This window comes from Mycolicibacter arupensis (assembly GCF_002086515.1).
Taxonomy (GTDB): Bacteria; Actinomycetota; Actinomycetes; order Mycobacteriales; family Mycobacteriaceae; genus Mycobacterium; species Mycobacterium arupense.
The window spans coordinates 1-19592 of sequence record NZ_MVHH01000005.1; the positions used below are offsets into that span (position 1 = coordinate 1).

Annotated in this window: 18 protein-coding genes and 2 pseudogenes; 7 read left to right on the forward strand and 13 right to left on the reverse strand. The window is 65.6% G+C overall.

The window, feature by feature from the left end; genetic code table 11:
* Positions 1-236 precede the first annotated feature (236 nt).
* Positions 237-497, forward strand: a pseudogene (locus BST15_RS23155) (PIN domain-containing protein); the annotation flags it as partial.
* 116 nt (positions 498-613) lie between these two features.
* Here the strand turns inward: BST15_RS23155 and BST15_RS03905 are convergent.
* Positions 614-1453 carry an SDR family NAD(P)-dependent oxidoreductase gene (locus tag BST15_RS03905; protein WP_046189613.1) on the reverse strand — a complete coding sequence of 280 codons (840 nt, stop codon included), beginning with the start codon at positions 1451-1453 and terminating at the stop codon, positions 614-616.
* Positions 1450-1794 (reverse strand): nuclear transport factor 2 family protein, encoded by a 345-nt coding sequence (locus BST15_RS03910; RefSeq protein ID WP_046189614.1) that lies wholly within the window; start codon positions 1792-1794, stop codon positions 1450-1452. The genes BST15_RS03905 and BST15_RS03910 overlap by 4 nt, the downstream gene beginning before the upstream one ends.
* Before the next feature lie 139 nt (positions 1795-1933).
* On the opposite strand from BST15_RS03910, the pseudogene BST15_RS22515 reads away from it, so the two are divergent.
* Positions 1934-2078: pseudogene (locus BST15_RS22515) on the forward strand (MerR family DNA-binding transcriptional regulator); the annotation flags it as partial.
* Between the two features lie 463 nt (positions 2079-2541).
* Here the strand turns inward: BST15_RS22515 and BST15_RS03915 are convergent.
* Positions 2542-3072, reverse strand: coding sequence for a hypothetical protein (locus BST15_RS03915; RefSeq protein ID WP_046189615.1), 531 nt, complete (start codon positions 3070-3072; stop codon positions 2542-2544).
* 99 nt (positions 3073-3171) lie between these two features.
* Here BST15_RS03915 and BST15_RS03920 point away from each other — a divergent pair, with 99 nt between their 5' ends.
* Positions 3172-3837 carry a TetR/AcrR family transcriptional regulator gene (locus BST15_RS03920; RefSeq protein ID WP_409366514.1) on the forward strand — a complete coding sequence of 222 codons (666 nt, stop codon included), beginning with the start codon at positions 3172-3174 and terminating at the stop codon, positions 3835-3837.
* Between the two features lie 392 nt (positions 3838-4229).
* Here BST15_RS03920 and BST15_RS03925 read toward each other — a convergent pair whose 3' ends face one another.
* Complete coding sequence (locus tag BST15_RS03925; protein ID WP_046189617.1) at positions 4230-4787, reverse strand: NAD(P)H-dependent oxidoreductase; 558 nt, start codon at positions 4785-4787, stop codon at positions 4230-4232.
* Positions 4788-4882: 95 nt separating this feature from the next.
* Positions 4883-5644 carry a sulfite exporter TauE/SafE family protein gene (locus BST15_RS03930; protein WP_198528312.1) on the reverse strand — a complete coding sequence of 254 codons (762 nt, stop codon included), beginning with the start codon at positions 5642-5644 and terminating at the stop codon, positions 4883-4885.
* A 186-nt stretch (positions 5645-5830) separates the two neighbouring features.
* Between BST15_RS03930 and BST15_RS03935 the strand changes: the two genes are divergently transcribed.
* Positions 5831-6799 (forward strand): acyl-ACP desaturase, encoded by a 969-nt coding sequence (locus tag BST15_RS03935; protein WP_046189619.1) that lies wholly within the window; start codon positions 5831-5833, stop codon positions 6797-6799.
* A gap of 42 nt (positions 6800-6841) precedes the next feature.
* Here the strand turns inward: BST15_RS03935 and BST15_RS03940 are convergent, their stop codons facing one another.
* Entirely contained in the window at positions 6842-8050 is a 1209-nt protein-coding gene (locus BST15_RS03940; RefSeq protein ID WP_046189620.1) for an oxygenase MpaB family protein, read from the reverse strand.
* Between the two features lie 55 nt (positions 8051-8105).
* Between BST15_RS03940 and BST15_RS03945 the strand changes: the two genes are divergently transcribed.
* Complete coding sequence (locus BST15_RS03945; RefSeq protein ID WP_165757099.1) at positions 8106-8726, forward strand: TetR/AcrR family transcriptional regulator; 621 nt, start codon at positions 8106-8108, stop codon at positions 8724-8726.
* 34 nt (positions 8727-8760) lie between these two features.
* Here BST15_RS03945 and BST15_RS03950 read toward each other — a convergent pair whose 3' ends face one another.
* Positions 8761-9396, reverse strand: coding sequence for a VldE C-terminal domain-containing protein (locus tag BST15_RS03950; protein WP_109370831.1), 636 nt, complete (start codon positions 9394-9396; stop codon positions 8761-8763).
* A 200-nt stretch (positions 9397-9596) separates the two neighbouring features.
* On the opposite strand from BST15_RS03950, the gene BST15_RS03955 reads away from it, so the two are divergent.
* Complete coding sequence (locus BST15_RS03955) at positions 9597-9929, forward strand: DUF732 domain-containing protein (RefSeq protein WP_046189623.1); 333 nt, start codon at positions 9597-9599, stop codon at positions 9927-9929.
* Positions 9930-10010: 81 nt separating this feature from the next.
* Positions 10011-12809: an aconitate hydratase gene (acnA, locus tag BST15_RS03960; RefSeq protein WP_046189624.1), complete on the forward strand. Its 2799-nt coding sequence runs from the start codon at positions 10011-10013 to the stop codon at positions 12807-12809.
* A gap of 9 nt (positions 12810-12818) precedes the next feature.
* On the opposite strand, the gene BST15_RS03965 is transcribed toward acnA, so the two are convergent.
* The 6 genes from BST15_RS03965 to BST15_RS03990 are packed head-to-tail and all read right to left on the reverse strand — an operon-like array spanning position 12819 to position 19540.
* Positions 12819-13880, reverse strand: a complete 1062-nt coding sequence (locus tag BST15_RS03965; protein ID WP_046189625.1) for an ABC transporter ATP-binding protein — start codon at positions 13878-13880, stop codon at positions 12819-12821.
* 13 nt (positions 13881-13893) lie between these two features.
* Positions 13894-14730, reverse strand: a complete 837-nt coding sequence (locus BST15_RS03970) for a carbohydrate ABC transporter permease (RefSeq protein ID WP_046189626.1) — start codon at positions 14728-14730, stop codon at positions 13894-13896.
* A complete protein-coding gene (locus BST15_RS03975; RefSeq protein ID WP_046189627.1) occupies positions 14730-15614 on the reverse strand; it encodes a carbohydrate ABC transporter permease in 885 nt (294 codons plus the stop codon). Before BST15_RS03975 ends, BST15_RS03970 begins: the two co-directional genes overlap by 1 nt.
* Positions 15611-16948 (reverse strand): ABC transporter substrate-binding protein, encoded by a 1338-nt coding sequence (locus BST15_RS03980; protein ID WP_046189639.1) that lies wholly within the window; start codon positions 16946-16948, stop codon positions 15611-15613. Before BST15_RS03980 ends, BST15_RS03975 begins: the two co-directional genes overlap by 4 nt.
* A 13-nt stretch (positions 16949-16961) precedes the next feature.
* Positions 16962-18875, reverse strand: a complete 1914-nt coding sequence (locus tag BST15_RS03985; RefSeq protein ID WP_046189628.1) for a YhgE/Pip domain-containing protein — start codon at positions 18873-18875, stop codon at positions 16962-16964.
* 2 nt (positions 18876-18877) lie between these two features.
* The gene (locus BST15_RS03990; RefSeq protein WP_052734802.1) at positions 18878-19540 is read right to left on the reverse strand and encodes an ATP-binding cassette domain-containing protein; all 663 of its coding nucleotides are present in this window, start codon (positions 19538-19540) and stop codon (positions 18878-18880) included.
* Between the last annotated feature and the right edge of the window lie 52 nt (positions 19541-19592).

The window sequence follows — 19592 nt, forward strand, 5'->3', positions numbered from 1 at the left end:
CCCACCGAAGCCAGAACCTGCGCCCGCCGATTTACACCGAAATCTGGACGCCACCGGATCAACGCTGTGTAGAGCGACAGCCCGACGGTCAGGATCGCCGCTTCACCGCTGCTGGCCAGAGTCACTTCGTGCATGCGGTGAGCCTACGGGGGAACGGAACGTGTCTCGCCCGGTCGTAACTCGTTGTCGGGGTGGGCCGGCGAGTCGTTCGATACCTGCGTGTTCAGCGAAAGCACATGCACTGCGACGGTCGCACCACCGTCTCACCGGTGATACGCTGGTCGCATGTAGCGCAGGACGAAGTCGAGCGCAGTGCCCGTCAGCAGCACCTGCAGCAGGCCGAGGCCGACTTTGATGTACTTCCTTTCGACGCTGATTGCGCGCGAGCCTTTGGCAGTGTGGCGGCGACACTCCGCGCATCGGGGCGCAAGCCGGCGGCGCGCGCGTATGACGCGCTTATCGCGGCCAGCGCGATCGCGCACGCGTTGCCGCTCTACACGTGTAACGCGGCCGACTTCGCAGGAATCCCGCGGCTCGAGCTCCGGTCCGTCACCATCCTGGTCACGTGTAGGGCAGTTGCGGTACGGCGCCAGAGACTCGCGGTACCAGCCTCTCAGGTGGGGAAATCGGCGCTGCGAGAGAGCGTTTCGTTCGCCCGGATGTCAACTAGATTATTCTCCAGCGTATCGATCACGGCATCGTACCCGCTGTTGCCCAGGACCAGTCGACGGGGTGGTGGGTCCTGCGCCATCGCCGCGATCACCGCGCGGGCGCCGCGACGCGGATCGCCGGGCTGCGCACCGTCCATCCCGATGAAGGTGGCACGAACCCTTTCGAGCATGTCGTGGTAGTCGGGGATCGGCTCGTTGACGGGTTCGTTGGCGAATCCGGTGTAGGCGTTGGTGCGGAACGCTCCCGGTTCGACGGTCAACACGGAGATCCCGTGTGGAGCGACCTCGTCGCGCAGCGCGTCGCTGACGGCTTCGATCGCGAACTTCGTCGCACTGTAGTAGCCGAACCCGGGCGCTGATACAAGCCCGGCCACCGAGGACACGTTGACGATCCACCCTTTTCCGCGGGACCGCATCCCCGGGAGCACTGCACGCGTCACGGACAGCACCGCGAAGAAGTTCAGCTCGAACATCGCCCACAACGCGGATTCGTCCATTCCCTCGATCGATCCGTACCAGCCGCGGCCGGCGTTGTTGACCAGCACGTCGATGCCACCGAAGTGGTCCTCTGCGGCGCGCACCGCACGCTGCACCTGCGCAGCATCGGTGAGTTCCAGTGGCGCGACGAGAACGCGATCGCCGTACTGCTCTGCCCACGCCGCCAGCTCCTGCGGACGCCGGGACGTCAGTACCACGCGGTCACCGATCTCAAGTGCCGCTTCTGCGAACGCCATTCCGAAGTTGCCGGGGGTGCCTCCGGTGATGAACCAACGCCGAGTCATGGCTCGATCACCACCCGGCTGATCATTGTGCCGTCGAGGGTGAAGCGGTAGTGCAGGTCGGCGACCCCGCCCGGGAAGTCGCCCTCCAGGTGTTGTCCGATGTCGACGCCTGAGGCAGTCATCGTCGCACCGGTGAACTCGGTCGTGTAGGTGTACTCCGCGGCCGCGACGGCCACCCAGGCCCCGATCTCGTCATGTCCCTCGTAGTCGTGGCCTTCGTCGGTCACCACCGCATCGGTGCTGAGTGTGGCCAGCGCTTGATTCGCATCGTGGGCATCGAGTGCGGTCATAAACGTTCTGACGGTCTTGGGGAGTGCATCCCAATCTGTGGTGTTGGTCATTGCCCCATGATGAAAGTTCCCGTAGGGGGAAGGTCAACCCCCGGTTCGACTCGCGTCGCGATGTTGACCTTGCCCTTGGGGGAGGCTTGAGGATAGCCGTGTTTTGTCACGTGGGCGACGAAGAGCAGAGGAGTTCGCCATGGGTGCACAGGTCTCGATCGGTGACTTCGCAGTGATGACCAGTTTGAGTCGGAAGGCGCTACGCCACTACCACGACATCGGCTTTCTCGAACCCCTGCAGCGGATATCGCTTCTACGACACCGGCCAGGTCGATCACGCCCACCACCGCGCCGCGATGAACGACCCACACCAGCGGTTCGGCACATGCGTATTCATCAGGTGAAAGCGGCGTACATTACCTGACATAATGTACGTTATCGGCGTTGGGCGATATCCGCTGGAAAGGGTCGGTTCAGATCTATATCGTCGATCTCTTCGCCACGCAGGCGGAGTCACACCCCGGAGTTCACCATGGCCAGTCATCACCCGTCTCGGTCCTGGCGCGGTTGTCCGATGTGCAAACCGCACAAGCGCCGCGGCGCTGGCCGTGCCGCCTAGGATCCCGTGCCGGTACGCTGCCGCCTTGGCTACGGCCGCCGTTATTCACGACGCGACGACGGACGTGACTGACTCGGAGTCACCCCTTCCTCGCTCCCGCCCTGGCCTGTCAATACGTCACAGTGACGAAATAGGGTGGTTGTACCGGATGGGCCATGCGACTCGAAATCAACTCTGGCAGTTGCGAATCAGGCCAGAGGTGGCACCGCGCTACCCAGGGTGCGCATCGCCTGTGCCAGCCGCCGGTGACGATGGGCGAAGAAGTACCGCAAGATGGTGCCCACCAGTGCGCTCCATCCCGGGATGAGTCCCAACGGCCCCCGTGGCGCGACGGTGATCTCGTCCGTAACGATGGTCTTCTCGCCGGCGGAGTCGTTGCCGGGCTCCAAGGTGCGCTGGTGCACCCAGATGCGCATGCCCGTCATGCGGGACTCTTCACGGAACATTCGGCCCGGTTCGATCCTGGCGATGGTGATGTCATCGACCCCGGCCGGGATGAACCCGAAAAGCAGAATGTAGCTGCGGCCGATCCGTGTTCCGGGTGTCACAGTGCCGATCGAGCGGCCACGGAAGCTGCGCGGCATGGTCATCGCAAGAAAGGGACCCATCTCATCATTGATCCCGTCTTGCGACGTGACCCGCTGCCATACCGCGTCCGCCGAGCCATCGACCACACTGGTCGTGCGGATCACCTGTTCATCGGTGCGATCCGATTTCATGTCGTTCCTTCGTCGGCTTGGTTGGTCTGGATCGCGCCGGCGATCGGCGGCGGCCAGTAGCCCGTTGTCGTTGTTAGGATCACCTCAATACTGGGATGAATCCCCCGGTTTGACTACTCGCATTTCGCCAGGAGTTTCCCTATCGCACCACCAGACCGGTACCGACCCCGTAAGCAGCCGAAACAGGACCGCGCCAAGGAGACTCGGCAACGGGTGCTCGATGCTGCTGCTCAGGTTTTCTCCGAGTACGGGTATTCGGCGAGTACCACCAACCGCATCGCTGAATATGCAAGGTTGTCCATCGGCTCGCTGTATCAGTATTTTCCCAACAAGGACGCGATTCTGCGCGCCTTGATGGAGCAGCACGTCGAGGCCGGCATGACACTGCTCGCGCAACGCATCGCCGACGGTCTGCCTGGCCGGCTGGATGCCACACTCCGAATCGTCGTCCGCGCCGCGATCGAGAACCACAGTCACGACCCGGGGCTACATCGCGTGCTGTTCGAGGAAGCGCCGCGGTCCCCTGCCTTCCTTGACCGCCTGCACAGCCTCGAAGACATGGCAGTCGCCTCGACGGCACAACTGCTCGCTCAATACTCCGAAGTGAACGTCAACGATTCCGCCACTGCCGCACTAGTCATCGTTGTCACGATCGAATCGCTCGTCCACCGGCTCATCGCGACGCCTGCGCCCGTCCCGGCGGCTGTGGTCGAGGACGTCATCGTCACGATGCTGTGCGGTTATCTCACCGGCAGCGCCGGGTAATGCCGCTTACGACCGCCAGTCTGAGCGCCCGGCCACTACCGCGGCGGTGGCGGTGCTACGGGTTGGCAGGCATTGACCGCGGGGTTCCACCAGTTACCCGGACCGCAGTTCGGCGGTGCGGTGGGCTGGCATTCGTTGGTACCCGGATTCCACCAGTTACCCGGACCGCAATCGGGCGGTTGAGCCGAGGCGACCACGGGCGCAACCGTTGTCGCGTACGCCACCGGCGCTAACGCCACAGCCGCGGCAAATGCCATGCGAAGAGCGAACATAGCCAGACCTCCTAGGGAAGTGCCCAGACCCCCTCTGTGGGAGCCGCTCTTTTAGCACTACCCCATTCGGCGGTCTGACAATCACACGCTGTTGGAGTTCTACTCCGGCCAGCGCCGAGTTCAGTTCTGCACGTGGCGAATCAGTTGTGCCCAGGTTTCGCGCAGCGATGCGACGACGTCCTCTGACTCCTGCGGATGCAGCCCGTTGAAATTCTTGGCCGGAATCGACAGTTCGATGTCGTCGGGCACCTGCGCGCCGGCTATCGCCAGTGTCTTGCGGGCATCGGCGTGCGCCCAGGCCGCGCCATAGCGGCCCAATGCCGTACCGATCACCGCCGCGGGTTTGCCGATCAAGGCGCTCTCGCCGTACGGGCGTGAGAGCCAATCGAACGCGTTCTTGACCACCCCGGGCAGCCCGCCGTTGTACTCGGGAGTCACCACCAACAGCGCGGCACTGTCAGCCGCCGCGGTGCGCAGCGCCTGAACGGCTTCGAGCGGCGTCGCGGTATCGATGTCCTCGTTGTAGTGCGGTAGCTCGCCCAACTGGTCGAACAACGTCGCTTCGACATGCTCGGGCGCAGAGGCAATGGCAGTATGGGCGAGCTGACGATTCAGCGAGCCCGATCGCAAACTGCCGACGAGGACGAGAACCCTGATGGTGGACTGGTCGTGAGTCACTGCTCGAAGCGCATTCTGGGTTGGCCTTCTGGTCTGAGTCGGTCTGAGTTGATCGTGATGATAGTGCGCTCAGCTCCGACGGACAGATCGTGCGGCTACAGCGACTGCAGTACATAGAGGGCGCCGGTTGCGGTGGCAATCGCACCGAGCGCGATGCGCAACACAGCCTCCGGCAGCCGGGGACCTAATCGCACGCCCAGATAGCCACCGACCAGGCCACCGGCACCCGCGACGAGTCCGATGCTCCAGTCCGGTGCGATCGGCAATCCGGTGGTGGTCGCCGCAAGGATCAGGTAGGCGCTGGCACCGACTAGCGAGGTGATGAACGTGCAGACCAGTGCCGCCGGCGCGACGATAGGCAGCGGCGTGCCTCGGTGTACCAGGATGGGGCTGAGCAGAGATCCGCCGCCGATGCCGTAGATTCCGCCGACGACGCCGACGCCGAACGCGAGGGCGATGGTGGCCCTGCGAGTCGGCGGAATCGCGGATGCGTGAGCGTGCCGGTGACGTCGGCCGTGGATCAGCGAGATGCCCAGCGGCACAAGGATCCCAGCTATCAACAGGCGGAACACCTGGATGCCGGGAATCAGAAATGCCCGGATACAGGCGCCTAACACGACCCCTGGCAGCGTGCCGATCAGCAAGACCGCGGTCAGTGGGCTGCGCAATGGAGCCTGGCTGCGGTAGCGGGCCAAGGCTCCCGGTATCGCAACGATATTGAACAGCAAGTTGGTGGGCGTGACAGCCGGGCTGGGCACCCCCAGCACACTCACCTGAAGGGGCAGCAGGAATACCGCCCCGGACACCCCAATCGGCGTGGTCACGACAGCGACCAGCAGGCCTGCGAGGAAACTCACTGCCAGAAGATCACATGCGCCCACCACCGAAGTTCAGCGCACCGGTGAGGAGCTGACCACAGTTTGGATCATCGGATTGGTCCGTCGCGGCACCTTACCGGCTCGCCGTGGTCTGGGCGTACACCTGCGGCGGGTTACGCTTTCCGTGCGCTGGGGGGCGTCCCGAGTGCGGTCGAGAGGGATGCGATGTCGCGGCAGTTGGCCGATCTGGAGATACTGCGCGAACTGGAGCCCATTGCCGCGGCGAACGTGAACCGGCACGAGTCGGTAGCGACCGACTGGAACCCGCATGACTACGTGCCCTGGGACCGTGGCCGCGATTTCGCCGGGACAGGCGGAATCGACTGGTCGCCGGAACAGTCGCAGCTCAGCGATGTCGCGAAGGCTGCGATGGTCACCAACCTGCTCACCGAAGACAACCTGCCGTCGTATCACCGGCAGGCGGCCAAGTATTTCTCTGGTGACGGCGCCTGGGCGGCTTGGGTAGGCCGGTGGACCGCCGAGGAGAACCGCCACGGGATCGTCATCCGCGATTACCTTGTCGTAGCACGCGGTGTCGATCCGGTGGCGCTGGAGCAGGCACGAATGCAGCACGTCACCAATGGTTTCGCGGCGACTGCCGAGGAGGAGGCGCGACACCAGACGGACTTTCTGCTCTCCGTCGCCTACGTGACGTTCCAGGAGCTTGCCACCCGTGTCAGCCACCGCAACACCGGCAAGGCCTGCGATGACCCGGTCGCCGACCGGATGCTGCAACGTGTTGCCGCAGACGAGAACCTGCACATGATCTTCTATCGGAATATTGCCTCTGCGGCGTTGGATCTGGTTCCCGACCAGGCGCTGGAAGCCGTCGCTGCAGTTGTCGAAAATTTCAGGATGCCCGGGCAGGGCATGCCGAACTTTCGCCGCAACGGGGTGCTGATGGCCAAGCACGGAATTTACGATCCGCGTCAGCATCTGGACGAGGTCGTCCTCCCAACACTGCGGAAGTGGCGGATTTTCGAGCGCGGTGATTTCACCTGTCTCGGCGAGCAGCGCCGTGAAGAGCTCGCTGGCTATCTCGAAAATCTTGAGCGCCAAGTGATCAGGTTCGAGGAGCAACGCGAGCGCCGGATCGCTCGCGATGAACGCAAGAGGGACGTGCAAGCCATCTAGTGCCGAGGTCGCGCGTCGGCCGAGACGCAGCGACCGGGATCGCTACGCGGAGTGCACCGCCGCCGGATGTCCAGCACTGTCCGGTGCTGCATCCACCAGGTCATGGTGCACGTCGTAGCGCGCCCGCTGTTCGGCCATCAGCCGCGGGTAGTTGGCCATGGCGCGTCGCGTCCGCAGCTCGTTGACGCCGGGAATCCGCGCCAGCACCTGGTTGAGTCCGCCGACCGCCGGGCCGATCACCCGCGGCAGATGCTTGAAGGGTGTGTCGGCAACGCCCAAGCGGGCGGCGTTCGCGTCGCCCAGAAAGGCCCGGGTCATGCCGTTGATGATGTTCACGCCCAGACGGTGTTTCCACGCGCCCGTGAACGGCAACAGCTCGGCGATCTCCCGCGCCAGATAGTCGTGGGTCAAGGCGCGGACGAAGTCACGGTCGCCCTCGTCGGGGTCCAGCGCTGTCAGTGCGTACAGCTCGGCGATGCGGATCTGATCGGCTTCGGTGACCGGATTCAGTTCTTCTGCCACGCCGTTGAGCCGACCGACGTAGCGCCAGAAATGGTAGATGTCATCCAATTCGGCGCTGGTGTAACGGATCCCCAGCTGATGCATGGCGGCTAGGGCGATCCTGCCGAACTCGACGATGGTGAACGCCATGTAGCTCTGCGGGATGGGTGCCCCCCAGACGTCGGCGTCCCAGTCGCCCTCGGCCAACAGGTGACGCCGGACAAACGCGTGAATCATGCGGACCCGCACCGTGGTGGCCAGGCCGGCACCGTCTCGGCGCAGCCCACCGGGGGTGAGGATGTCCTGTAGCCATGCTCCGACTTCGATCGACCGCACGGCCGCCTGGCTGGTGTAGCGGCCCGTGAGCACCAGCGGCATGCCGGCGGCGGCGTTCATTGCCCCGGAGGTCAGCGAGGCCGCACCCAAGACGATCCCGTAGGACGCGGTGTGGCGCACGATGTGCCCCGCCGCCCGATTCAGGCGGTCGTGGTCGAGCCACTCGGGCTCGTCGTCGATCTCGGCGAACAACGCGCGCAGTGATTCCGGGGCCGCCTCGACTGCGTCGATGCCCTCGCTCAGCGCGGTTCGCAACATGGACATGCCCGCCCCGGGCGCCAGCATGGCGAAATCGGCGACGACGGCATCGGCCGGCGGATCGGCGATCTGGGTGCCGGCAATCCAATCGCGCCCGGCCTGGCCGTATCGCGCGACGGCCAGGGAGGCATGGGGAAAATCGGGCACATTTGCCATGCAGATATGTAAACATGAGAATGCCTCACTTACTACTCACTTTGAGGGAGCCGCCATGCCCGCTCAGGCGCGATCGCGCCCGCAACAGCAACGGGCCCGCGAGATGCGCCGCAGGCTGCTCGATACCGCTCGCCAGCTGATCGCACGCCGCGGCGTGGAGACACTGACCACCCAGACCATCGCCGACGCCGCCCACGTCAGTATCGGCACTGTATATCGCTATTTTCCGGACCGATCCGCGATCATTGCCGAGCTGGTAGACGACGCGACTCGAGACATCTCACTGCAGCTGGTGCGCGCCGTGGGCCACGCCATCGACCTCGGCGTGGACCAGGCGGCGCTGCTGATCGTGGACACCCTGACGACGGCCTACGAAAACCATGCCCCGATCCTGCTTGCCGCGTTGACAGCCTCATCTTTTGACGTACCGCCGTACCTCAACCACACCGCGATGGACGAGATCGAGCGCAGCCTGCTGCCGCTGGGCAGCGTGATCCCCAGCCGTGCCCGGCCTGACCTGACGCCTGCGCAATTGGACGATCTGGTGTTCGTGACCATGGGAGTGACGTCGAGCGCCTGCCTGCGAATCGCCCTGCAGCGGCCCGCGCACTCCGATCGTGACGCGATGGTCCGGCTGACCGCGACCATGCTGGCCGCCGCGCTGACGGCTCCGTGAGCGCCCTGGAGCTGCTTCCGTACCTGCGCTGGGCTCAGCGCAGGTAGACCTCGCTCCCGCTGGGATATCCCCCGCCGGTCGTCGTCACGTGGACGTGGTCATAGTGGCCATAGCCGCCGCGCTGAGCGCCGCCTCCGGGGGTGTAGTACGTCCCGCGCCAGATGGCGTCCTGCAGGCCGAATCGGCCGGCGTTCTCCATGACGTAAGCCACGATCGAGTCTCCCAGAGCGATGCCCTCGGCGCTCGTCGGGTTGGGGACCATCACGTCCAGGGCCAGACCGTTGGGGTGCCAGCGCAGCGCGTCGGCGCGGACCCCGCCGATCTGCATGATCTGAGGAAAGGCGTCGCTGATGCTGCGGGCGGTCTGGATCGTCCGCACCTGCAGGCCCCGCTCGGGGGCGACTCCGGCGGGCAGAAACCGCGGCACGGTGCGGGTTCGCGAGGCCACCGCGAACCGTGCCGGCGGGCCGGTCTCGGGCGCCGCGATCGGCGCCGCGACCAGCTGCAAACCGCCTGGTGAATTGTCTTCAGCAACCACCGCAATGGCTTCTTTCGGCACCGCAGGATTGGCGCTGCCGCCCACAGCAAAGAACATTGCCGCTGGAGCGAGGACTGCAGCCATCAATACCGAGGAGCGTTTGCGCTGGCTGGCTAACTCGTGTCGGCCCACGGAGAGACACAATACGAGAAATTTGGCTAATAGTCACAAATTTATAAACCTCATAAATTCCTTATGTCTTGCTCGTCACATCCGAATAGGCGGCGGTCGCCGCATTTCGCGCTGTTGATGCAGGTAAATGCGGTAATGCCGGGGACGGCCCCGCCCGGCAAAGGAAGACCACCTAAGCAGATGGGTTTACACTGGGCCTCATGAAATCGACGACCCTCGCCGCGGCGTTCCTGGGCTTGGCCGTGACCCTGGCAGCGCCCGCTCACGCCGACCCCGACACCGATTTCGCCAACCAGTTGCACACCTACGGCATCTACGGTCCGCGCGACTACAACGCCTGGCTGGGCAAGATCGTCTGCGAGCGCCTGGACAAGGGTGTCGACGGCGATGCGGCCAAGTCGGTCCGCTTCATCACCCCCAACCTTCAGAAGGGCACCAACCAGGCACAGGCCTGGCAGTTCCTGGGCGCCTCGGTCAACACCTACTGCCCGGACAAGCGGCCGGTACTCGAGCGCGCGGCACAAAACGGCTGAGCCCGGCCCGCTCCCCTGGTCCTGCCACGCTTACGGACCTAGGGTCGGTAGTAACCGATCCGACCGGTGGGAGGGCCCGCAATGGCCACAGCAAGCAACCTCGACAGCTTCGGAACCCGCGACCGGCTGACCGTCGCGGACACCACGTATCAGATCCGGCGTCTCGATCGCATCGACGGCTCGGCGCGGCTGCCCTACAGCCTGAAGGTCCTCCTGGAGAACCTGCTGCGCAACGAGGACGGCCGCCTGGTCACCGCTGAACAGATCGGGGCGCTGGCCGCATGGGATCCGGCCGCCGCGCACGGCCGTGAAATCGCCTACACACCAGCGCGAGTCCTGATGCAGGACTTCACCGGCGTGCCCTGCGTGGTCGACCTGGTCGCCATGCGCGACGCGATCGCCGACCTGGGTGGCCAGACCACCCGCATTAACCCGCTGTGCCCGACGGAGCTGGTGATCGACCATTCGGTGATCGCCGATGTCTTCGGGCGTGCCGACGCGTTCGCGATCAACACCGAGCTGGAGTTCGAGCGCAACGCCGAGCGCTACCAGCTGCTGCGCTGGGGGCAACAGGCATTCGACGACTTCTCTGTGGTCCCCCCGGGCACCGGTATCTGTCACCAGGTCAACCTGGAATATCTGGCCCGCGTGGTGTTCACCCGCGACGGCGCCGAGGGGCCACTGGCCTACCCCGACACCCTGGTGGGCACCGACTCGCACACCCCCATGGTCAACGGCCTGGGCGTGCTGGGCTGGGGCGTCGGCGGAATCGAAGCCGAAGCGGCCATGCTCGGCCAGCCGATGAGCATGCTGATCCCCCCGGTTGTCGGCCTCAAACTCACCGGCGAACTGCAGCCCGGCACCACCGCCACCGACCTGGTCCTGACAGTCGCCGAACTGCTGCGCGCCACCGGCGTGGTGGGCAAGTTCGTCGAGTTCTTCGGCCCCGGAGTGGCCAATGTCCCGCTGGCGAACCGCGCCACGATCGGCAACATGAGCCCGGAGTACGGGGCCACCTGCGCGATCTTCCCAGTCGACCGCGTCACCTGCGACTACCTGCGCCTGACCGGCCGCTCCGAACACCAGATCCAGCTGGTGGAGGCCTACACCAAAGAGCAGGGGATGTGGCACGACCCGGATCGGGAGCCGATGTATTCGCAGACCCTGGAACTGGACTTGAGCAGCGTCGAGCCGTCGATCGCCGGCCCCAAACGCCCGCAGGACCGCATTCCCCTGCGGTTGGCCCCGCACACCGTCGCCGCGCTGCTCGACGGCACCGAAACCACCGCGCAGGCCTTGTCGAACCTGGACAAGGCGTCGGCGGATTCGTTCCCCGCCAGCGACCCGATCGCGTTCGGTCAATCCCAAGCGGCGGGCAGGCCGCGGGAGCCGTGGGCCGGGGGTGACAAGCTCCCCTGGCGCACCGATGCCCACCCCCTCGAGCTCGCCGACGGCACCCGCAGCGAGATCGACAACGGCGACGTCGTGATCGCCGCCATCACCTCGTGCACCAACACCTCCAACCCCTCGGTCATGGTCGGCGCCGCACTGCTGGCACGCAACGCCGTCAACAAAGGGCTGACACGCAAACCGTGGGTGAAGACCACCCTGGCGCCCGGTTCGCGGGTGGTCACCGACTACTACGAGCGGGCGGGCCTGACTCCCTACCTGGACCAGCTCGGCTTCAACCTGGTGGGCTACGGCTGCACCACCTGCATCGGCAATTCGGGCCCCCTGATCCCCGAGGTGAGCAAGGCCGTCGTCGACAACGACCTGACCGTGTGTTCAGTGCTGTCGGGCAACCGCAATTTCGAGGGCCGCATCCACCCCGAGGTCCGGATGAACTTCCTGGCGTCCCCGCCGCTGGTGGTCGCCTACGCGCTGGCGGGCACCCTGCGCGTCAACCTGCTCACCGACCCGTTGGGCACCGGCAGCGACGGCGAGCCGGTGTATCTGCGTGACATCTGGCCCACCGAAGCGGACGTGGACGCCATCGTCCACGACAACCTGCAGGCCGAGATGTTCACCACCAGCTACGCCGATGTCTACACCGGCGACGAACGGTGGCGATCGCTGGACGTCCCCGAGGGGAACACCTTCTCCTGGGCGGCGGACTCCACCTACGTACGCCGGCCCCCGTACTTCGACGGCATGACCCGCGAGCCGGCAGCGATCACCGATATCACCGGTGCCCGGGTGCTGGCCAAGCTCGGCGACTCGGTCACCACCGACCACATCAGCCCAGCCGGCTCCATTCGGTATGACTCACCTGCGGGAAAGTATTTGTCCGAGAACGGAATTGAGCGCAAGGACTTCAACTCCTACGGCTCCCGGCGCGGCAACCACGAAGTGATGATTCGCGGCACGTTCGCCAATGTGCGGTTGCGCAATCAACTTGCTCCCGGCACGGAGGGGGGCTTCACACGTGACTTCAGCCAGCCTGACGGGCCGGTCAGCACCATCTACGAGGCATCGGTGAACTACCTCGCCGCCGGGACCCCGCTGGTGATCCTGGCCGGGAAGGAGTACGGGTCGGGTTCCTCGCGGGACTGGGCGGCCAAAGGTACGGCGCTGCTGGGGGTACGGGCCGTGCTGGCGGTGTCCTACGAACGCATTCACCGCTCCAACCTGATCGGCATGGGGGTACTGCCGCTGCAGTTCCCCGACGGCTCCGACGCGGACTCGCTCGGGTTGACCGGCGAAGAGAGCTTCGACATCACCGGGGTGACCGCGCTGAGCGACAGCATCCCCGCTACCGTGCGGGTGCACGCCGGTGACACCGAATTCGATGCGACGGTGCGCATCGACACCCCCGGCGAGGCCGACTACTACCGGCACGGCGGCATCATGCAGTACGTCCTGCGGCAACTGCTCGACTGATCGGCACGCTCAGCCGATCCGGGCGCCCTCGGTGCCGAAGAAATGCAGATCAGCGACGTCGGCATGCAGCATCAGCCGGGCACCGCGGGCCACCTCTGTGTCGCCGGGAACCCGGGCCACCACCGCGTGCCGGGAGTGCGGATCCACCATCGAGCCGTACAGGTAGGTGTCGGCGCCGAGTTCCTCGACGAAATCCACCTCGACCCCTATCCCCCGATCGGCGATCCGCAGATGCTCCGGACGCACCCCGACGGTGACCGACGCTGCCGCAGCGATGTCTGGGCTCAGCTCGATGCGGTAGCCGCCCAACGACACCGCACTGTCGATCACCGGCACCGTGAACAGGTTCATCGCCGGTGATCCGATGAATCCGGCGACGAAGACGTTGGCCGGAGTGCGGTAGAGCTCGCGCGGCGGTGCACACTGCTGCAACACCCCATCACGCAGCACCGCGACCCGATCCCCCATCGTCATGGCCTCGACCTGATCGTGCGTGACGTAGACGGTGGTGATCCCCAGTCGGCGCTGCAGTTCCGCGATCTGGTTGCGGGTCTGCACCCGCAGCATCGCGTCCAGGTTCGACAACGGCTCATCCATCAAGAACACCTGTGGGCGTCGCACAATCGCGCGGCCCATCGCAACTCGCTGCCGTTCGCCGCCGGACAGATCCTTGGGTTTGCGCGCCAACAGCTCGGACAGGCCCAGCAACTGCGCGGCCTCGGCGACCCTGGCGCGGATCTCGGCCTTGGGCGTCTTGGCGATCTTCAGGGCGAACCCCATGTTCTGCGCCACGGTCATGTGCGGGTACAGCGCGTAGTTCTGAAACACCATCGCGATATCACGGTCGCCGGGATCGGTACCGGTCACGTCCTGGTCGCCGATGTAGATGTGGCCGCAGTCAACGGGTTCCAGGCCCGCCAACATGCGCAACGTCGTGGTCTTGCCGCAACCCGAGGGCCCGACCAGCACCATGAACTCGCCGTCCCGCACCGCCAGGTCCAATGCGTCCAGCGCGGGTCGGTCGGCACCCGGATAGCGCCGGGTCGCCGCGTCGAAGGTCACTGCTGCCACTGGGCTCTCCTGACTACCGTCCACCGAATCCGGTCGCCGCGATTCCGCTGACGAAGGCGCGCTGCGCGATCGCGTAGATGACCACCAACGGTGCCAGCATCAGCATGGATGCCGCCATCAGCACCGGCCATTCGGCGACGTACTCGCCCTGCATCCAGACCAGCCCGAGAGTCAGGGTCGCGATGCCCTTGCGCTGAATCATCAACAGCGGCCACAAGAAATCGTTCCAGACGTTGATCCAGGTCAGTACCGCCAACACCATGACCGCAGGCTTGGCGTGCGGCAACAGGATCCGCCAATAGATGGTCCACGGCGAGCAGCCGTCCAAAATGGCGGCCTCTTCCAGATCTATCGGGAGAGTGACGAAGAACTGCCGCATCAGATAGGTGCCGAACGCACTGCCGAACAAGCCCGGAATGATCATCGCCCACATGGTGTCGGTCCATCCGAACACCCGCATCAGGATGAACTGCGGAATCACAGTGACGGTCAACGGCACCATCAGCGTGGCCAGATACACCACGAACAACGTGTCGCGTCCGGTGAACGGCAACCGCGCGAAGGCGTAGCCGGCCAGCGAGCAGAAGAAGACCTGACCGGCGGTGACACATCCGGCGTAGAAAACCGTGTTGAACAGCATGCGCCAGAACGGCATCCGGGCGAAAACCTCGGCGTAGTTCGACCACTGCGGATGCGCCGGCAGCAGCATCGGCTGGCTGATCTCGGACTGGCGTTTCAGCGAGCCCGCCAGGGCCCACAGGATCGGGAAGAGTGCACAGGCGGCGACGGCGCCCAGTCCGGCGTAGACCCCCAACAGTCCGCCGATGCGGTGCCGCACGGGGCGGGACATCACTGCTGCACCGCGTTCCGGCGCGAGAGCCGTAACTGCAGGACGGTCAAGACCAGCAGCACCGCAAACATGACCCAGGCCAGTGCCGCGGCGTAGCCGAAGTCCAGGAAGGCGAAGGCATGCTGGAACAGCATGATGGCCAGCACGTAGGTACCGGTCTCGGGGCCGCCGCTGCTGCCGGTGAGCACGTACACCAGATCGAACGCCTGGAATGCGTTGATCACCGAGATCACCACCACAAACCACACCGCGCCGCGGATCATCGGCACCGTGATCGAGACGAAGCGCCGCACCTCCCCCGCGCCGTCGATACGGGCCGCCTCGTGCAGGGAATCGGGAACACCCTGCATGGCCGCCAACAGAATCACCGTCGCAAAAGGCACGCTCTTCCACACGCTGACCAGACACAACGAAACCATCGCCCAATGTGGTTCGGTGAGCCACGGGACCGGGCCGACACCGAACCATCCGAGCGCGATGTTGAGCAATCCGCTGTCGGTGTTGAACACGAACTGCCACACCACCGCGATCACCACCGACGAGACCGCCAACGGCACAAAGGCGATTGCCCGAAACAGCCCGATGCCCGTGATCGTGCGGTTCAGCAGTCCAGCCACCGCCAGGCTGATCAACACCGTCGGAACCACGGTGCCGACGGTGAACACCGCCGTATTGCGCACCGCGATGCCGAACAGCGGGTCGGCGGTGAACAGATCGCGATAGTTGGCCGCGCCCACGAACTTCGGCGCCGTGAACAGGTCCCAACGCTGCACGCTCATATAGAGCGAGAACGCCAGGGGGAAGGCCATGAACACCGCGACCGCCGCCAGATTCGGGGCGATGAACCAGCGACCCGCGCGGGCCCGTCTGCGCGTGGGATTCATGCCGAAGCCAACACTTCGTCGATCTGGGGCGTGAGATCACGTTTGAGGCTGGTGGCGGGCCGCTTGCCGCGCAGCACCGGGCCGATGGCGCGGTCCATCAGGGCGTGGACCTTCTGCCACTGCGGGGAGATCGGCAGGCCCTCCGAGTGCCCCGGACCACCGGTCAGCACCTCAAGGTTGCCGATCCCGGCGTGGGCGGCGGCAAATCCAGGTGAACTGATCGCCGAACGCAGTACCGGGACGAACAGCCCGCTCTCCCCGATCAACGCCTGCCCCACCGGGCCGGCCGCGAACTTCACGAACTCCCACGCCTGCTGCTGATGTCGGCTGTCGGCAGCGATAGCCAGTCCGGTGCTGCCGATGGCGGATCGGGCCGCCCTACCCCTGGCCGTGGCAGCCGGCCCGGTCGGCAGCACCGCCACGTCGAAATCGAGGTCTTCGGCCTGCGCAAACGTCTGATAGCGCCAGTGACCACCGAGGGCCATGGCTGCTGTGCCCGCGGTGAACAGTCCCATGGTCGACATCGACTGGGTGTCCGCCGCGGCGGGAGCCACGCGATGCAGGTTGGACAGATCCGCATAGAACTGGATGCCGGCGAGAAAGTCGGCGTCATCGAAGTTCAGATGTGCCGGATTGAACCGCGGGACGGCCCACGGCGTGCCGTTGTTCATGCCGAACAGCGCCGCGGAATAGGGCGGCGACCATGTGTCGACGAAGCCCCACTGGGTGATTCGGCCGGGCGAAGACCGCCGGGTCAGTGCGGTGGCGGTGGCCAGAAACTCGTCGAAGGTCCAGGGGGTGTCCCAGCGGCCCGGCGGTGGCCGCACCCCGGCCTCGGCGAAGAGCCTGGTGTTGTAGAACAGAAACGCCCCCGACCACTGTTCGGGGAACGCGTACTGGCCGCCGTCGAATCCGAACGTCTCATAGAGCGCGGGAATGCTGTCGGCGTGCAACGTCGCCGCGAACTGCCGATCCCGGTCTAACAGGGTGTTCAGGTCGGCCAAGACGCCGCGGTCGGCAAGGCCGGCGTAGTTGAACTCCCAGGCCATCAGCACGTCCGGGCACTTGCCGCCGGCGCAGAACGTCGACATCTGCTGGGTCGGGTCACCACCGGCCAGAATCGCGCGTACCCGGATGTCGGGGTGCCGGCGCTGGAAGGCGTCGACGATACGCATCCGGGCGTCTGCTTCCTCCGGATTGGCCGCGAAGAAGAAGGTCAGCGCGTCATCATCGGTGTCGCAGGCCGATGTCCACGGGATCAGCGCCGCCGCCCCGATCGCCCCGGCGCCGCGCAGCAGGCTGCGTCGCGGGAGCGTGCGAGCGCCGGACGACAGCACCGGGGAACCGTCAGACTTCGATCGGCGGGTAGAGGCGCTCGAGGGTGAATTGGCGGTCTCTTCGTGCCGCCCAGGAGCTGGCGGCCAACGACACCACCAGGATGCCCGCCAGCACTGCGACCGATGTCCACATCCGCTCGTCGATACCACCGACCGTCAACTGCCGCAATCCGTTGACGGCGTAGGTCATCGGGTCATAGGGGTGCAGTATCTGGAAGGGCTTCGCCGTGGTCTCCACCGGATACACGCCACCGGAGGACACCAGCTGGAACATCAGGAAGGCCAGGGTGAACACCCGGCCGACCGCCACTCCCAGCAGGGCGTTGAAGGCCTGGATCATCGCCAGGAACGAAGCGGCGATCAATCCCAGGAAGGCGACCGTTCCCAGCGCGTATCTGGCCTGCAATCCCACGCCGAAGTGCACCACCGTGTACATCAGCAGGACCTGGCAGATCCCCAACAACAGGGCAGGCCAGTAGGACGCGAGCACCACGCGAAGTGCGGTGACCCCGTTGACGATCGCGCGAGTCTGCAACGGCGTCAACAACATCCACACGATCAGCGAACCGATGAACAGTGCCAGCGGCAGGAAGAACGGCGCGAAACCGGTGCCGAAGGTGGCAGCGTGGTGGGTGAAGTCCATATCGACGCCGACCGGGCTGGCCAGAGTCTGCGATACCTCTACTCGCTGTTGGTCGGTGATGGTCGAGGCGCGCTGGTCGGCCTCACCCAGCCCGGCGGCCAATTGCCCGGCACCGTCTTTGAGCTGGTTGCTCCCGTCGGTCAACTGGACCAGCCCGTCGCTGAGTTGGCGTCCACCGGCCTCCAGCGCGGCGGCCCCGTCCCGCAGCGCGATGACATCCGACCGCAGGCCACCGTCGAGGACGTGATTCATGAACGTGCGCAGGCCACTGGCCGGATCAGCCAGATCCGTCTCAAGTTCCTGGGTGTTCGCGCGCAGTTCGGCCAACCCCTCGTCGGTGGCAGGGTCGATCCCTTCGACGTCGAGCAGGCGCTGGGCGCCGGCAAGGGTGTCGCCGAGTCCCTGCACCGCCGGGTCGGGGTTGGCGCGCAGGCCTGCGACCACTTGGTCGACGATCCCGGCGGCCTGTTGGTAGTTGACGTTGAGCGATGCGATGCGGTCGGTCACCGTCTTGAGGTTGCCGCCGAGCCTGCCGGCTGCCTCTCCGGCCGCGTTCGGGTCGAAACCCATGGCGGCCAGGTCATCGGTCACCTTGATCAACGGATCGGTGGCGTGGTGGACGCCGGTCGACAGCTGACGGATGCCGTCGGCGAGCGCGATGGATCCATCACGGGCGGTCGCGAGGTTCTCGGCCAAGGTCGTGGAACCCCCGGCCAACTGCTCGGCACCGTCGGCGGCCTTCTTGACTTCGTCGGTCACCTGGTTCAGTGCGGTGCCGATCACCTGTTGGCCGACCTTGGCGCTTACCTCGTTGAGCACCTCGCGGGCGGCGTTCTGGCCCATTACCGAGGCCAGGTAGTTGTTGGCGTCGTTGAAGCGGAACTGGATCTGAGCCTTCTGGGGGTGTGGCCCGGCCGGCGACACCACCGCCTCGCTGAAGTCCGCGGGCAGGGTGATCGAGAAGTAGTAGGTGCCGTCGGACACCCCTCTGGTGGCCTGGCTTTCCGACACCTGGTGCAGGTCGAGCTGCTTGGAATCCACCAGCGCACGGGTGACCTCATCACCGGCATGCAACTGCTCACCGGAGACCACGGCCCCGGTGTCCTGATTGACCAGGGCGACCGGGATCTTGTCGATGGCGGCGAAAGGATTCCAGAACGCCCACAGATACATCGCTCCGTACAGCAGCGGCAACACGATGATGGTGATCAGCGCGAGCCGCGGCATGGTGCCGCGCGAATAGCGTTTGAGGTCGGTGCCCAGCGACATTCCGGCGAGCATGGTCAGGCATTCCTCTTCTCGTGACGGCCGTGGACGAGCTCGGCGCGCTCCAGATGGTCGACGGTGATCTGCGCGGCGAGACCGAATCCGTCAGGAATCGGATTTGCCGAGGACGTGATCACGGTCTGCTGGGCCCCCAGGGCGACCAGCCGTGTCAGCAGCAGCGCGCGATCGCGGCTGTTCTTGATCTCATCTATGCTGCCGACCACCAGCAGCGGTGGGCGGGTGGTGTTGGCCAGGGCGATTCGCAGCAGCAACCCGGTCAATTCGTCGAGGTGCTCGACGTAGTCGTGCATCTGGGGTAGCGGCAGGTCGCCGAAGACCGGGCCGCAGATCGCATCGCGCTCGGCATCACCGGCACGGCGGACCAGCCGGTACCAGGGGGCATCCCAGCGGATCTGTTCGGTGATCAGGTCTTCGACCGTCACGGACTCGAAGATCGAGTCGATCTGTTCGATGCCGGCCAGCGCGGCGTTGTCGAAGATGTCGCGGGCCCTGTTCTGCCCCAGCACGGTGAGGGTGCCCGACGACGGCTTCATCCGGCCTGCCAGATTCATCATCAGGGCGGTGCGACCCGATCCGGGCGGACCGACCAGCACGGTGGCACCACCGGTGGGGATGTCCAGGTCGAGCGGCCCGAACACCCGCCCCCACGGCCCGGTCATCGTGATGCCGCGGGCGATCACCGCAACGGGCGGCTTCGCCTCTTCGGCTGGC